The organism is Moorena sp. SIO2C4 (genome assembly GCF_010672485.1).
Classification (GTDB): Bacteria; Cyanobacteriota; Cyanobacteriia; order Cyanobacteriales; family Coleofasciculaceae; genus Moorena; species Moorena producens.
In genome coordinates this window covers 1-13,199 of the sequence record NZ_JAAHGN010000078.1, presented here as the reverse complement: position 1 = coordinate 13,199, position 13,199 = coordinate 1, and the positions used below count along the sequence as shown (strand labels likewise).

General features: G+C 42.6%; 13 protein-coding genes. 6 read left to right on the top strand and 7 right to left on the bottom strand.

Annotated features, from left to right (window positions below; translation table 11 throughout):
- The first annotated feature begins 123 nt into the window (after positions 1 to 123).
- Positions 124 to 369, top strand: a complete 246-nt coding sequence (locus F6K20_RS39835) for a DpnII family type II restriction endonuclease (RefSeq protein ID WP_353736735.1) — start codon at positions 124 to 126, stop codon at positions 367 to 369.
- A gap of 370 nt (positions 370 to 739) precedes the next feature.
- Here the strand turns inward: F6K20_RS39835 and F6K20_RS06825 are convergent, their stop codons facing one another.
- Complete coding sequence (locus F6K20_RS06825) at positions 740 to 934, bottom strand: hypothetical protein (RefSeq protein WP_287294203.1); 195 nt, start codon at positions 932 to 934, stop codon at positions 740 to 742.
- A 237-nt stretch (positions 935 to 1,171) separates the two neighbouring features.
- Positions 1,172 to 2,203: a glycine betaine/L-proline ABC transporter substrate-binding protein ProX gene (gene proX, locus F6K20_RS06820; RefSeq protein WP_287294201.1), complete on the bottom strand. Its 1,032-nt coding sequence runs from the start codon at positions 2,201 to 2,203 to the stop codon at positions 1,172 to 1,174.
- 505 nt (positions 2,204 to 2,708) lie between these two features.
- On the opposite strand from proX (F6K20_RS06820), the gene F6K20_RS06815 reads away from it, so the two are divergent.
- Entirely contained in the window at positions 2,709 to 2,900 is a 192-nt protein-coding gene (locus tag F6K20_RS06815; RefSeq protein WP_131827173.1) for a hypothetical protein, read from the top strand.
- On the opposite strand, the gene proX (F6K20_RS06810) is transcribed toward F6K20_RS06815, so the two are convergent.
- Positions 2,897 to 3,919, bottom strand: a complete 1,023-nt coding sequence (gene proX / locus F6K20_RS06810) for a glycine betaine/L-proline ABC transporter substrate-binding protein ProX (RefSeq protein WP_161603190.1) — start codon at positions 3,917 to 3,919, stop codon at positions 2,897 to 2,899. The genes F6K20_RS06815 and proX (F6K20_RS06810) overlap by 4 nt on opposite strands.
- 477 nt (positions 3,920 to 4,396) lie before the next feature.
- Here proX (F6K20_RS06810) and F6K20_RS06805 point away from each other — a divergent pair, with 477 nt between their 5' ends.
- From F6K20_RS06805 to F6K20_RS06790, 4 genes are all read left to right on the top strand, one after another.
- A complete protein-coding gene (locus tag F6K20_RS06805) occupies positions 4,397 to 5,821 on the top strand; it encodes a pyridoxal phosphate-dependent decarboxylase family protein (RefSeq protein WP_008188439.1) in 1,425 nt (474 codons plus the stop codon).
- A gap of 8 nt (positions 5,822 to 5,829) precedes the next feature.
- Positions 5,830 to 6,492 carry a class I SAM-dependent methyltransferase gene (locus tag F6K20_RS06800; RefSeq protein WP_008188438.1) on the top strand — a complete coding sequence of 221 codons (663 nt, stop codon included), beginning with the start codon at positions 5,830 to 5,832 and terminating at the stop codon, positions 6,490 to 6,492.
- 686 nt (positions 6,493 to 7,178) lie between these two features.
- On the top strand, positions 7,179 to 7,631 hold the full coding sequence (locus F6K20_RS06795; protein WP_008187909.1) for a class I SAM-dependent methyltransferase: 453 nt from the start codon (positions 7,179 to 7,181) through the stop codon (positions 7,629 to 7,631).
- Between the two features lie 3 nt (positions 7,632 to 7,634).
- A complete protein-coding gene (locus F6K20_RS06790) occupies positions 7,635 to 7,841 on the top strand; it encodes a hypothetical protein (protein WP_008187908.1) in 207 nt (68 codons plus the stop codon).
- 58 nt (positions 7,842 to 7,899) lie between these two features.
- Here F6K20_RS06790 and F6K20_RS06785 read toward each other — a convergent pair whose 3' ends face one another.
- From F6K20_RS06785 to F6K20_RS06770, 4 genes are all read right to left on the bottom strand, one after another.
- Positions 7,900 to 8,793: a class I SAM-dependent methyltransferase gene (locus F6K20_RS06785; protein ID WP_008187907.1), complete on the bottom strand. Its 894-nt coding sequence runs from the start codon at positions 8,791 to 8,793 to the stop codon at positions 7,900 to 7,902.
- Positions 8,774 to 9,652, bottom strand: coding sequence for a TauD/TfdA dioxygenase family protein (locus tag F6K20_RS06780; protein ID WP_008187906.1), 879 nt, complete (start codon positions 9,650 to 9,652; stop codon positions 8,774 to 8,776). The genes F6K20_RS06785 and F6K20_RS06780 overlap by 20 nt, the downstream gene beginning before the upstream one ends.
- A gap of 29 nt (positions 9,653 to 9,681) precedes the next feature.
- A complete protein-coding gene (locus tag F6K20_RS06775) occupies positions 9,682 to 10,968 on the bottom strand; it encodes a cysteate synthase (protein WP_287294199.1) in 1,287 nt (428 codons plus the stop codon).
- Between the two features lie 517 nt (positions 10,969 to 11,485).
- The gene (locus tag F6K20_RS06770) at positions 11,486 to 13,195 is read right to left on the bottom strand and encodes a diflavin flavoprotein (RefSeq protein ID WP_287294205.1); all 1,710 of its coding nucleotides are present in this window, start codon (positions 13,193 to 13,195) and stop codon (positions 11,486 to 11,488) included.
- Between the last annotated feature and the right edge of the window lie 4 nt (positions 13,196 to 13,199).

Here is a 13,199-nt window from a genome sequence, read left to right as displayed (position 1 = left end):
AATTTGGTAAACACCTTACCATCAAAAAAGCGTCTAAAACGATTGATTTTGCAATTAATACTCCTAAGAAACTGGTTGTCTTGATGCAGTCGCTCATGGGGGAAACCCCCAAGACCGCGCTGCATCGCTTTAATCGAAACAAACTTTTATAGAGGTGGTGGCTCTAAACTAAAATCGACAGCTGGTGAGTACAGCGAGATATTCTTACAGTGGAAACAAGATGGTCACGAATTTATCTGGATTACCGATGGTTTTGGTTGGCAAACAGCTAAAGGACCTCTTCGCGATACCTTTGATAAAATTGATTACATTCTCAACCTAGATATGGTTGAAAAAGGTGTCCTAGAGGCTTTGATATTAGACCACTGATTCTCTTTGGAGTTTAATGGATGATATAGCGTTTGTATATAGTTATAAACACACTTCTTTGATTTCCATAAGGTAGTATGTTCACAACTCAAATCGAAATGCTATAAGTGTTCAAATAATCAGCAATAACTTGATAAAGTTTAAGTCTTAATAAACCCGCATTATCAACCCAGATATATTCAAAAAAAAGCCGTAGACATAATGTCCACGGCTTTTTAAATGCCACAGTAAGTGGATTAAAATTTTGATATCAGTCAGATCCCAAACCTAACCTGATGTGATCTTATTTGATTGGCCAAAGGTCACGCTGCCCGAACAGACCGGAGCCTGTGCCCTGGGGGGATTTTCCCCCCAGAAATTTTTTAAGGTGTTATGGCAACAGCCAATACTTCATCATTGTCGTAATCACTTCGTCTGGAACACCAGTTGGCTCCAGAGGGCTCCACTCGCAAATCTCGGCATAGCCAAGTGTATAAAGCATGTGCATACTATGAATTACTGCTTGACGAGAGCCTTTTAGAGTGTGCTCAACAGGTTGTTTTTTTAGGTTTGGGTTTTTTGACATGAATCAAAGATTGAATTTGTCGTTATCATTATAATTATTATGATAATGATAACAAAATAGTTTGTCAAGGGTTTTGAAATTTTTTTTTGGGGAGTTTTAGGGGTAATCAAAAAAAGCGATCGCTAAAGTTATGCGATCGCTTTTTTTGTTAATGTAATTTAACTTATTTAACCTTTCTCATGCCGATGAGATAGAAAAATTTTTTCCCTACTGCCTACTCCCTACTCCCTATTCCCTTTAAATAGAATCTCCTCCTGCCTTTTTTGCCTCTTCTACCCAGCTATCAAACAACTCTTGACGATTTTCCACCCATTCTTTAGCATGGCGACGGATATCTTCTGGACTGCTCTCACCCTCTTTGATCTTTAGGCTTTCAACATTAATGTCTTCAGCGGGAATTTGAACCAGTTCAAACCAGCGCTTCGCAACCGGGTTAGCTGCCAAAAATTTCTTGTTAGCAACAATCCGCTGGCGATCGACAGTAAATCCCAGATTTTTTCCGTCTACAGAGGTGTCTTTTTCAGTTAGACCTTTCTGGGATTCAGGAAGAGAAGTAAAGGGAACTTCTAACCAAATTATATCTTGATCGGGTTTTAATATTGTAGATATCCAGTGAGGTTGATAAGTATAGTACATAATGCTTTCCCCTTGCTTGTAGCGAGTCATAACATCGGCCAGTAGCACAATGTATTGTCCTCTAATGTGTTCAACGGTATCTTCTAGTCCGTAAGCTTTGAGGTGATGATCGATTACCACTTCGCAAAACCAACCAGGATTACAACCGATTAAATTAGCTTTACCATTGCCGTCTGTATCAAATAGTTTCGCAATCTTTGGGTCTTTAAATTGTTGCAGGTTAGTAATGTTATATTTATCAGCCGTTTTTTTATCGATCTGATAGCCTTGTACCCCATCAGGAGTAAGCACTCCAACTCGCTCTAACTTTTTGCCACCCCCAGCATTTTCAAAGAATTCTATATGTGATTTTTCATAGTTGATAGTACTATAATCTAGGTCGCCATTAGCCACAGACACATAAATAATAGGATAGTCAATTTCCTTGGGTTTTTCGATTTCATAACCAAGTTTTTCCAAACCAATATTGACTATCTCAGTTTGAAACTGTTCCTCGATCCAGTTACTATGGGCAGAGCGAACTTTAGTTGTTTTCCCAGACGACGTTGATTCACAGGCACTTAAACCGATTAAAGCTGTCAGAGTTATTCCTAAGGTAAGTTGTTTGATCAGTTGTCTTACTTGTCGTTTCATTAAATCCTCTCCTAGGGTTTTTATCACTAAGTCTTACCGTTAGTCATAACTATAGCAGTTTTTAATGGAGTAGGGAGTAGGGAGATGGGGAGATGGGGAGATGGGGAGATGGGGAGATGGGGAGATGGAGAGATGGGGAGATGGGGAGATTTTGATTAAGGGTAATTATCCTGAGATGATATAAACCAAAATACTATGTAAGCATTCAGCCGTCAGCTGTCAGCTGTCAGCTTAAAATAAACTTAATTTGGGATAATTTAATAGTTCGAGATTAATGAGAATTGAAAGTCTGGGGAAAAGCTGAACAGCTTTGTGGCACAGGCTTCGACCCTGTGACTTTCGTGACTATTAAACGAATGCTTATCTGGTTTATTCAAAAGTTCCGTAGCTTGCCAATAGCGCATAAGCACCTCAAGTAGCTTGCCCGTAGCGCATTAGCTGAATCCTTACAGAATAATTAAAAATTTTTTCTGGTTGATTTAATATCAAAAACCTGTTATGATTGATGTCATTGCCGCTTGTTGGTATTAGAATAAATTCTATTATAGCTGTCGATAATATCTCCAATTATAGCGTTTTTGCTAGTAATAATATAGAGTCAATTTTCCCAACCACTACTCCCTACTCCCTACTCCCTACTCCCTACTCCCTATTCCCTACTCCCTATTCCCTCTTGCCTATTGCCTCTTCACTTTAAATAGAATCCCCTCCTGCCTTTTTTGCTTCTTCTATCCAGTTATCAAACAACTCTTGATTCTTCTCAACCCACTCTTTAGCATGGCGACGGATATCTTCTGGACTGCTCTCACCCTCTTTGATCTTTAGGCTTTCAACGTTAATGTCCTCAACCGGAATTTGAACCAGTTCAAACCAACGTTTGGCAACTGGGTTAGCTGCCAAAAATTTCTTGTTAGCAACAATCCGCTGACGATCGACAGTAAATCCCAGATTTTTTCCGTCTACAGAGGTGTCTTTTTCAGTTAGATCTTTCTGGGATTCAGGAAGAGAGGTAAAGGGAACTTCTAACCAAATTATATCTTGATCGGGTTTTAATATTGTAGATATCCAGTGAGGATTCTGAGCATAGTAAATAACGCTTTCCCCTTGTTTGTAGCGAGTCATAAGATCGGCGAGTAGCACAATGTATTGTCCTCTAGTGTGTTCAACGGTATCTTCTAATCCGTAAGCTTTGAGGTGATGATCGATTATCACTTCGCAAAACCAACCAGGATCACAACCGATTAAATTAGCTTTACCATTGCCGTCTGTATCAAATAGTTTCGCAATCTTTGGATCTTTAAATTGTTCCAGGTTAGTAATGTTATATTTCTCAGCCGTTTTTTTATCGATTTGATAGCCTTGTATCACATCAGGAGTAATAACTCCAACTCGCTCTATTTTTTTGGTACCCCCAGCATTTTTAAAGAATTCTAGATGTGATATTTCATAGTTGATAGTACTATAATCTAGGTCGCCATTAGCCACAGACACATAAATAACCGGATAGGTTATTTCTTTCGGTTCTTCGATTTCATAACCAAGTTTTTCCAGACCAATATTGACGATTTGGGTTTGAAACTGTTCCTCGACCCAGTTACTATGGGCAGAACGAACTTTAGTTTTTTTTACAGAGGAGGTTGACTCACAGGCAACTGACCCGAGCAACAAAGCGATCAGAGTCATTCCTAAGGTAAGTTGTCTCACTTGTCGTTTCATTAAATCCTCTCCCAGGGTTTTTATCACCAAGTCTTACCGTTAGTCATAACTATAGCAGTTTTTAAGGAGCTAGGGAGTAGGGAGTAGCAGGGTGGGGAGATGGGGAGATGGCGAGATGGGGAGATGGGGAGATGGGGAGATGGGGAGATGGGGAGATGGGGGAAATTTTAATTAAGGGTATCCTGACATGATATAAACCAAAATACTATGTAAGCATTCAGCCGTGAGCCTTAGCACAAAGCTGAATGCTGATAGCTGATAGCTAAATCCTTACAGAATAATTAATTTTTTTTTCGCTTGATTTAATATAAAAAACCTGATATGATGATATCATGGCCGCTTGTTACTTTTACAATAAAGTCTAGTATAACCGTCGATAATATATCCATTTATAGCGTTTTTAATATTAAAAATCAATAATAAATATAGAGTCAATTTTTACAACCACTACTCCCTACTGCCCACTCCCCACTCCCTATGAAGCATAAAGAAACAACCCTGACTAAAACCCTTGCCATAATTCTCAACTATTTAGACGGTAATTTGGAACCGGATTCCAACGTCGTTAATTATCAAACCGCTAATGATCTTAAGGAAAAACTCGATTTAACCTTACCCGATGAGGGAGTCGCTTTAGAAGCGTTAATTCCTATAGTAGAATCTTACCTGAACTATAGCGTTAGAACCGGTAGCACTCAATTTTTTAATCTACTTTTTAGTGGGTCTAGTATTCCGGGAATAATAGCCGAGATGGTTACCAGTGCCACGAATACTACCATGCACACCTATGATGTCGCCCCCGTAGCCACCCTGATGGAAATAGAATTGATTAAAAAATTGACCAGTTTAGTGGGGTTTAAGGAAGCTGAAGGGTTGATGGTAACTGGAGGAAGTAATGCTAATCTGATCGGAATGCTTTGTGGACGACATCAAGTTTTACCGGAAGCTAAATTACAGGGATTGGGTAATAATCAGTTAGTCGCCTTTGTTTCCGATCAAGCTCATTATTCCTATTTAAAAGCTGCTAATTTGTTAGGGATTGGCATCAAAAATTTAGTCAAGGTTAAGTCTGGTGTTGATGGCAAAATGATTCCCGCAGCACTAGAAGCTGCCATTCAACAGAGCTTGTCAGAAGAAAAAACACCGTTCTTTGTGGGTGCAACTGCCGGTACAACTGTTTTAGGAGCCTTCGATCCCTTACCGACCCTTGCCGAAATTACCAGGAAATATGGCTTGTGGCTGCATGTCGATGCGGCTTGGGGTGGGCCGGTTTTATTTAGTGAAAAACACCAGCATTTGTTAGCAGGAAGTGAGTTAGTTGATTCCTTTACTTGGGATGGCCATAAATTAATGGGAGTTCCTTTAATTTGTTCCGCTATTTTAGTGAAACAAAAAGGACTATTGTCAGAAGCTTGCTCTGGGGGAGGTACGGATTATCTATTCCATGATGATGAAAATGATTTATACAATTTAGGGACTAAGTCGTTACAATGTGGTCGGAGAGTAGATGCACTCAAATTATGGCTGTGTTGGAAATACTATGGTAAAAAAGGTTATGATCAGCTGGTCAATCATTTATTTGACCTAGCTAATTATGCCACCGAGTATATCCGCCGTTGCGATAATTTAGAATTAATCGCTGAACCACAATTTTTGAATATTTGTTTCCGTTATATCCCCAAAGATGAACCGCTTGACGCTACTGGGTTAGACCAGCTGAATCTAGACATACGCAACCGATTATTTCATTCTGGAACAGCTTTTGTCAACTATGCTCATTATCAAGGTCTGGTTATGATTCGGTTAATCCTGGCTAACCCTGAACTGCAAAAAACTGATTTAGAAACGTTTTTCCATAATTTACTTAATGCTGGTAAACTAGTTGAAAGTGTTAAAGGATAGAAAAAAAAATGAAGGATAGCAAAGACTTTTACGAAGGGATGGGATTAAAGTTTCTGGAGCCTCAAAATCAGACAGAAGGAATCAGGGAGTATATGGAGTTAGAGGATGACTTTATACTGAGAACCTTTAAAGGGGTAGATAGTGTTCTGGATGTAGGATGTGGTGAGGGACGTTATGTTCGTAAGCTTGCCCCTATTGTAGGAAAGATTACAGGAATTGATTTTTCAGAACAGCTTGTAGCCTTAGCTAAAGACTCCACTTCTACCTTTAATAATGTCACCATTTTAGCCGGAAGAGCAGAACATTTAACAACTCTGGTTCAAGAAACGTTTACTTACGGATTATTGGCATGGAATACCATTGGAAATATTCCTCAACAACTTCATCAAGCTATTTTCGATAACCTGGCAAAAGTAGTAGATAAAAAGGTATTTATATCTACGTTTAAATCTAACCAAGAGGTAATGGATGAGCGCTTACGCTATTATGACAAAACAGGTTTTAAGGTAGAAAGTATCGATGGCAATCAAGTAATTTTAGAAGGGGGATTGCATCATGCTAATGCTTATCCTTTCAGCTATTTCCAGGAATTGCTTGAATCAGCAGGATTTTCTATGGAAACTCATGATTTGGGCTGGGTTGGTGTGATGATTGAAGGAACTAAAAAATAACTTAACTGGTCAGCTAATGCGCGAAGCGCACGCTGCGCGAACAGCTATCAGCTGTCAGCGGTCAGCTAATCAACGGGAAGTAGTAAACAAGCTGGGGAGTGCTAGTACGGCTGGTTGAAAATCCCTGCTCGTTTTATTCATCCGACCCCGTGTAGTTAAAGCACCTGCTAGCTGAACGCGATCGCGTGCGCGTAGCGCATTAGCTGATAGCTGATAGCTGACGGCACTTCAAGTAGCGTGCGCGTAGCGCATTAGCTTACATCTCAGAGGTTGTCTGAGAAGTCTCATTTGCTACATCCAAGCCCCCTAAATCCCCCAATTCTGGGGGACTTTTAGAAGCAAATTGACTCTTGTTCCCCCCAAAGTTGGGGGGTCAGGGGGGCAAAATTCAGTATCAAAAAACTTGGGAGATATCCTCTCAACAATCACAACAGGGGTTTAAAGTTCAGAGTTAAGATAATCTAGATTAGACCAGCTGAATCTAGACATACACAACCGATTATTTCATTCGGGAACAGCTTTTGTCAACTATGCTTATTATCAAGGTCAGGTGATGATTCGGTTAATGCTGGCTAACCCTGAACTGCAAAAAGCCGATCTAGAAAAGTTTTTGCATAATTTCATTCATGCTGGTAAACTCTTCATGCTGGTACACTAGGTGAAGCTGTTAAAGGATAGAAGACATCATGAAAGATAGCAAAGACTTTTACGAAGGGATCGGATTGACTTTGCTCGATCCTCAAAATGAGACGGAAGGAGTCAGGGAGTATCAGAAGTTAGAAGAAGAATTTATCAAGAGAACCTTTGAAGGGGTGGATAGTGTTCTGGAGGTAGGATGTGGTGAGGGACGTTATCTTCGTCATCTTGCCCCCCTTGTCGGCAAGATCACAGGAATTGATTTTGCCGAACAACTGGTAAACATAGCTAAAGAATCAACTGCAACTTTTGATAATGTAAAAGTCATTCTCGGAAGAGCGGAACATTTACCTACTCTGGTTCAAGAAAGGTTTACTCATGCTTTACTGGGATGGAATACCATCGGCAATATTCCTCAAGAAGTTCATGAAATTATTTTCGATAATCTCGAAAAATTAGTAGACAAAAAGATATTTATTTCGACTTTTAAATGTGCTCCATAAGTCATGGATGAGCGCTTACGCTTTTATGCTAAAACCGGTTTAAAAGTAGAAAGGATCAATGGCAATCAAGTGATTTTAGAACGGGGTTCCCATTTTCCTAATGCTTATCCTTTCAGCTATTTTCAGGAATTGCTTGAATCAGTAGGATTTTCTATGGAAACTCATGATTTGGGCTTTGTTGGTGTGATGATCGAAGGAACTAAAAAATAACTTGACTGAATGATATTTTCCCCACCTTGAGGAAAATATCAACAATCACAACAGGGCTTTAAAGGTCAGATTTAAGGTCATAGGCATATACCGTAGCCTCCCCATGGGAAGCACGCCCCGCAATCGCTCCATTGATTAGCTCCTTTGCAGAGCCATCCCCTAGCACCGCTTCGACCTGAGCCACAAACTGGCTCATTTCAGCAGGTGTCAGCAACGCAAATGCCACATCTGTTGACCGCCAACCAGGGTCGAGGCTAAGCCTCACCATCTGTTCATCCTGGGCTTCAATCCAGTGGGATTCCGCTGGGGTTACATTACCAGTCATGGTGAACCCCATTTTCTCCATCAGCGATGTGAACCAAACACCCTCGGTCACGGACCAGACCGAATCCAGACGCTCCCACGCTGATTCTGGAAATAGGTTAAAATGCCAGTAAGCTTTACGACGCTGCTCTCGGCTAGTCGTGACAAGTACAAGTCGTCCACTAGGTTTCAGCACTCGTTTGGCTTCCCCGATCGCCTGCTCACATTGCTCCGTTAAAGATGCTGAATGGACGTCTTCCCCTCCAAGGTGGTGTAGCACTTGGGCCAACAGCACTAGGTCAAAGGAACCGTCTTCAAAAGGAAGCTTGGTGACAGAACCCACCTCAAAGCTGGCATTGTCCAAGTCTTGACAATGTTCTTTGGCGATCGCAATCCGCGCGGAATCGGTGTCAATTCCCACAACTTTACTCGCCACCTCAGCAAGGTATCGTGCGTGCTGCCCTGTGCCGCAGCCAGCGTCTAACACCATATCTCCTGGCCGGACAAATCCCAAGATCTCTTTTACCCCAAAGGGGCTGCGTGCTTGGTTGTATTGGGCCGCTGACTGGTCTGAATTGTTGTCGCCGTAACCAGCCTGATTGTCATCTTGCTTCAGGTAGTGCTCGATATTATATGGTTTCCTTGGCATCCCCTGTTTCCCCTACATAACGCTCTGTCCGCAGATCGGGGTCGTGGGCCACCACCCGGTGCATTCGGCGCAGGCCAAGGTAGTCTGCCCTAGCCAGGTGCTGCACTCCAAAGTTGTCCCAGATCACCACATCCCCCTTAGTCCAGGAATGGCAAAGAACCTGGTCTGGACGGTTGGCTTGCTCAAAGACGCGGTTCAAAAGTTCCGTACTCTCCTCTTCCGACATTCCTACCAAGGACACCGTGAAATTTGAGTTCAGATAGAGCAGTGGCACACCTGTGTCGGGATGCTTAATCACTGCCGGATGAATAGCCTGCACGTCATTAGTCACATCATCCGGTCGGTTGACCCGGGCATAACCCTTCTGGAGAGAGTGGAGAGCGCTGATACCATGCAACTGCTCCCTTAGTTCTGGTGAGAGATTGCGGTACATTTGGTTAGCATTTTGGAAGCAGGTATTACCACCGTTAGGAGGCAGGATAAACCCACATAATACGCTGGCCCGGGATGGGTTCATTCGCCAACTCATATCTGAGTGGAATAGGAAGGAATCCGCTGGAATCCCCGTGTCACCCATGGTTTCCAGAATTTGCACCTTGCCAGTGCTGTCTTTGGGTGCGTTTACTGGGTGGTAGTTCTCGATCTTCCCGAAAAGCCCCGCCAACTTTAACAGACTTGCATCAGCTTGGATTGGTTGATCACCGAAACTGCCTCCGTCAGGAGGGATGATCACTACCCCATTTTCGTAGAGCAGCTCTCGAATGCGATCGCATTGTTCTGGGGAATTAAGATCAACGTTCGTCAGCTTCACCCCAAAGGGTTTGAGTTGATGGACTGCAAGAGTGGATAAGGTTTTCATGGATATTGAACTGTTTAACTGGTAAACCGTTATGATACACTGGTAATTCTCTGTTCCAGAATATCCGGCTCAATCTCTTCAGGTTTAAAAACTAAATCAGGTTTGAGGTAGTGTAACGGATAATCTTGGCGCATCCGTTTGTAGCCTGCACTAGTAATATTGAGCACAATGGTGTCCTTTTTCCCTATTTTACCCGCTTCAACTGCTTGAATTAAAGCACCAGTAGCAACACCGGCAGCAGGACTAACATCTATTCCTTCCAATTTTTCAAATAAAATTCTTGCTTTCTCTGATTCGTCATTAGTCACACCATACATTTCTCCCTCAGTATCAGCCAATGCTTCATAAAGTCCTCCTGCAAGAGAGTAAGCCGGGTTTCGGTTGGTAAGTACCTTTGCAGAAACCTGACTAATGGATTTTTTTGCTTCTATTTCGCTCAAAGCAGTAATGTCTCGACTACCTGCTTTCCAGGCATCGGTCATGGGGGTAAAAGGAATATTTTGACAGAGGTGAAGCTTGATTTTTTTGTTGCCAAATCTGCCATCTGCTAAAAATCTGAGATTGGCTTCGTAAGCTGAAATCCCACCAGTACCGGAACCCACAGCTTGGAAATAGTGATCAGGAATTTCCCCAATGGTTACTGTAGCATCCACAACGGTTAGCCCCATGCCATCCCGTCTGGCTACATTTTTAGCTCCTCCTTCCGGAAAGAAACCCTCTAATTCACTGATAATTTTTCCGATCCGAATGGCATCGGAGTAGTCACTATTCCCACCAACAGCAATCATACGAACACAAGAATCAAACGGCTCCTTTGACCAGATGGCGGATAAATTTTGCTCTGGAATGACCAAGCAAAAGGGAATCTTCAGCTTAGAGCAAACCGTAGCAAACGCTCGGCCAGTATTTCCAGCTGAAGCAACGACTAGGGTTTTGGGGTTATCCTCTGGTATTCTAGCTAATATCGGGAAAGCTTCTAATTCTTTAAACGAACAAGTAGAAAGATCAGCATCTCGCTCTGGCCAGTAGCCATTGAAACAAATGAAAAGATGATCTAATCCGAGATGGTGAGCCAGATTTTTGCTTTGATAAGTAATCGGTTTACCTTCTGTCTCTAAGTATCGATCAACCGGTAGCCAATCGATATATCGGAATAAACCTGGGAGATTCTCTTTGACTTCTAGCTTTTCGTTAGGATAGACAGCACGCAGAAGGGATGGCTCATGTTCTTCGTCACAGCAAAGGCGGAAAGGGTCTGGTTCATAGTCTTTTCCACACAACGTGCAACGCAGGATATATTTGAGTTTAGACTTCATTGTGATTAGTCCTTGGCTACCGCAATATTATAACAGGTAGTTAAAAATAGTCCGATTTGGAAGTCGGGAGTCGGGAGCGGTGCGACCCGTGGCGAATTTAATTCGCCAACGGAAAGCGCACCGAGGGAGTCGGGAGTCGGGGGAGATTTTTATGAAGTATAATGATCCTGGTATAGTTTGAGGGTTAATAAAAAAAAGCGACACTCTTTGCTGAGCATCACTTTTTTTAGGTCTATAGCAGTCGAAGTAAAGGTTAAAACATCGGTAAGCATTCAGCGGTCAGCCGTCAGCCGTCAGCCGTGAGCTAAAAGCTCACGCTACTTGAGGTGCCGACGTAATAGAGATTAAAATAATGCTGACCTCTTTTATTCAAAAGCTGATAGCTGCTAAGCATTCAGCCGTCAGCCGTCAGCCAAAGGCTGATACGCGACACGCTGATACGCGACACGCTGATAGCTGATAGCTTACAGATATAGTTATGTTCCCTGTTCCCTTTAAACCAAAAAACTATCTCCTATTAATAATAGGTTCCCGACTTACGATGATGCAGAGCAGTTACTCCATCAGATAGCACCTTCCCATTTTTAACTACCCCATAAACTAGCCAGTGGTCACCACATTCCATCCGATTTTCTACAGTACATTCCAAATAAGCTAGGGCATCACTTAGTATTGGACAACCATTCTCTGATTCTTCGATCTTTATCCCACCAAATCGGTCTTCACCAGGTCCAAATGGTTTAAGAAACTGTTTCATCAAGGGTAAATGTTTCCCATCTTCTAACACATTCAATACAAAGTTATCCCCAGTGTGCATCAAAGACTCAACTGCTCGTTCTTTAGCTACCGCTACGGTTAACCCTGGAGGCGTAAAGGTAGCTTGAGATACCCAGGAAGCTAGCATCGCTCCGGTCAGGTCTTGTTGTTTAGTAGTCACAACACACAGTGAACCAATCAACCGTCCCACCGCTTGCTCCGTGCGGGCAGCGGAAGACTCACCAGCAGGTTGCTTGGGTTTCCGGGCTTTTTTGGCTTTTTTCAGGGCTTGAGCAAAATCTGTACCGGCTTCTTCACAGTATTTGAGGTCTTTGTCTGTAGGCTTAAATTTGACCCGAATCGTCTCAAAGCCAAACTTGTAACCCGCATCCCGGAACTTACTTTCTAATAGGTCTATGGCTTCCCCACTCCAGCCATAGGAACCAAAGACACCCGCTAGCTTAGTTTTAGTAGCGCTAGATAAAACCATACCCAAAGCGGTTTGAACCTGGGTTGGTGCGTGACCTCCTAGGGTAGGAGAACCCATGATAAATCCGTCTGCTTTCTCCACAGCAGCGCCAATCTCTTCCGGGTCAGCTGCTTCACAGTTAAGGGATTCTACCGATACACCAGCTTTAGTGATACCTCGTGCGATCGCTTGGGCAATTGCTCCAGTATTGCCGTAAGCTGAGGCATAAATTAGGGCAACATTAGCCTCTTGAGCTTGTTGTTGCTTACTCCATTTTCCATAGGATTCAGTCAGTTCTTGAAAGCCATAGCGCACCAAAGGTCCGTGACCGGTAGCATAAAGCTTAGCATCAAAGTCATCTAATTTAGCTAAAGCTGTTTCCACCTGTCGGGCGTGGGGTGCCATCAGGCAATCAAAATAATAGCGTCGGTCTTCGTCATAAACCCTCCAACCTTCATCCATTACCTGGTCGCCACAGACATGAGCACCAAATAATTTATCTGTAAATAGGATTTGAGTTTTAGAATCGTAGGTACAAAGCTGATCAGGGAAACGGGGATTAGGGGTAGGGATAAAATCTAGGATGTGACCTTTCCCTAAATCGAGAGTGTCATCCCCTTTCATTACCAGGATTTTGAGCTCCTGTTCTGGAATAGCTTTATCCTCTAGTTTCTCAAACAGAGTGCGCAAGGATTTAGCACCAGGATTGGAACAAACAAAGGTAATATTAGGAGCAAGTTTGAGCAGAGCATTCAGAGTAACCAGGCGATTGGGATTAATGTGACCGAGGATGACATAATCGATCAGCTTTGGGTCAAGGCGTTCTTGTAATGCTTTGAGAAATACCTCTGTAAAGGATTCTCCTGGTGGATCGAATAGGGCGATTTGATCAGCTCTAATGACAAAAGAATTAGCAGTGGTGCCTCGTTGCAAGGCATATTCGATTTCAAATTTGAGCCGGTCCCAAGTACGCGATCGCAATATGAGGGTATCGGTAGCAATATAA

What these genes read in the sequence shown, in the direction of transcription:
- F6K20_RS06825 (WP_287294203.1), bottom strand. Translation starts at nt 934, where the DNA reads ATGTCAAAAAACCCAAACCTAAAAAAACAACCTGTTGAGCACACTCTA.
- proX (WP_287294201.1), bottom strand. Translation starts at nt 2,203, where the DNA reads ATGAAACGACAAGTAAGACAACTGATCAAACAACTTACCTTAGGAATA.
- F6K20_RS06815 (WP_131827173.1), top strand. Translation starts at nt 2,709, where the DNA reads ATGTCATTGCCGCTTGTTGGTATTAGAATAAATTCTATTATAGCTGTC.
- proX (WP_161603190.1), bottom strand. Translation starts at nt 3,919, where the DNA reads ATGAAACGACAAGTGAGACAACTTACCTTAGGAATGACTCTGATCGCT.
- F6K20_RS06805 (WP_008188439.1), top strand. Translation starts at nt 4,397, where the DNA reads ATGAAGCATAAAGAAACAACCCTGACTAAAACCCTTGCCATAATTCTC.
- F6K20_RS06800 (WP_008188438.1), top strand. Translation starts at nt 5,830, where the DNA reads ATGAAGGATAGCAAAGACTTTTACGAAGGGATGGGATTAAAGTTTCTG.
- F6K20_RS06795 (WP_008187909.1), top strand. Translation starts at nt 7,179, where the DNA reads ATGAAAGATAGCAAAGACTTTTACGAAGGGATCGGATTGACTTTGCTC.
- F6K20_RS06790 (WP_008187908.1), top strand. Translation starts at nt 7,635, where the DNA reads ATGGATGAGCGCTTACGCTTTTATGCTAAAACCGGTTTAAAAGTAGAA.
- F6K20_RS06785 (WP_008187907.1), bottom strand. Translation starts at nt 8,793, where the DNA reads ATGCCAAGGAAACCATATAATATCGAGCACTACCTGAAGCAAGATGAC.
- F6K20_RS06780 (WP_008187906.1), bottom strand. Translation starts at nt 9,652, where the DNA reads ATGAAAACCTTATCCACTCTTGCAGTCCATCAACTCAAACCCTTTGGG.
- F6K20_RS06775 (WP_287294199.1), bottom strand. Translation starts at nt 10,968, where the DNA reads ATGAAGTCTAAACTCAAATATATCCTGCGTTGCACGTTGTGTGGAAAA.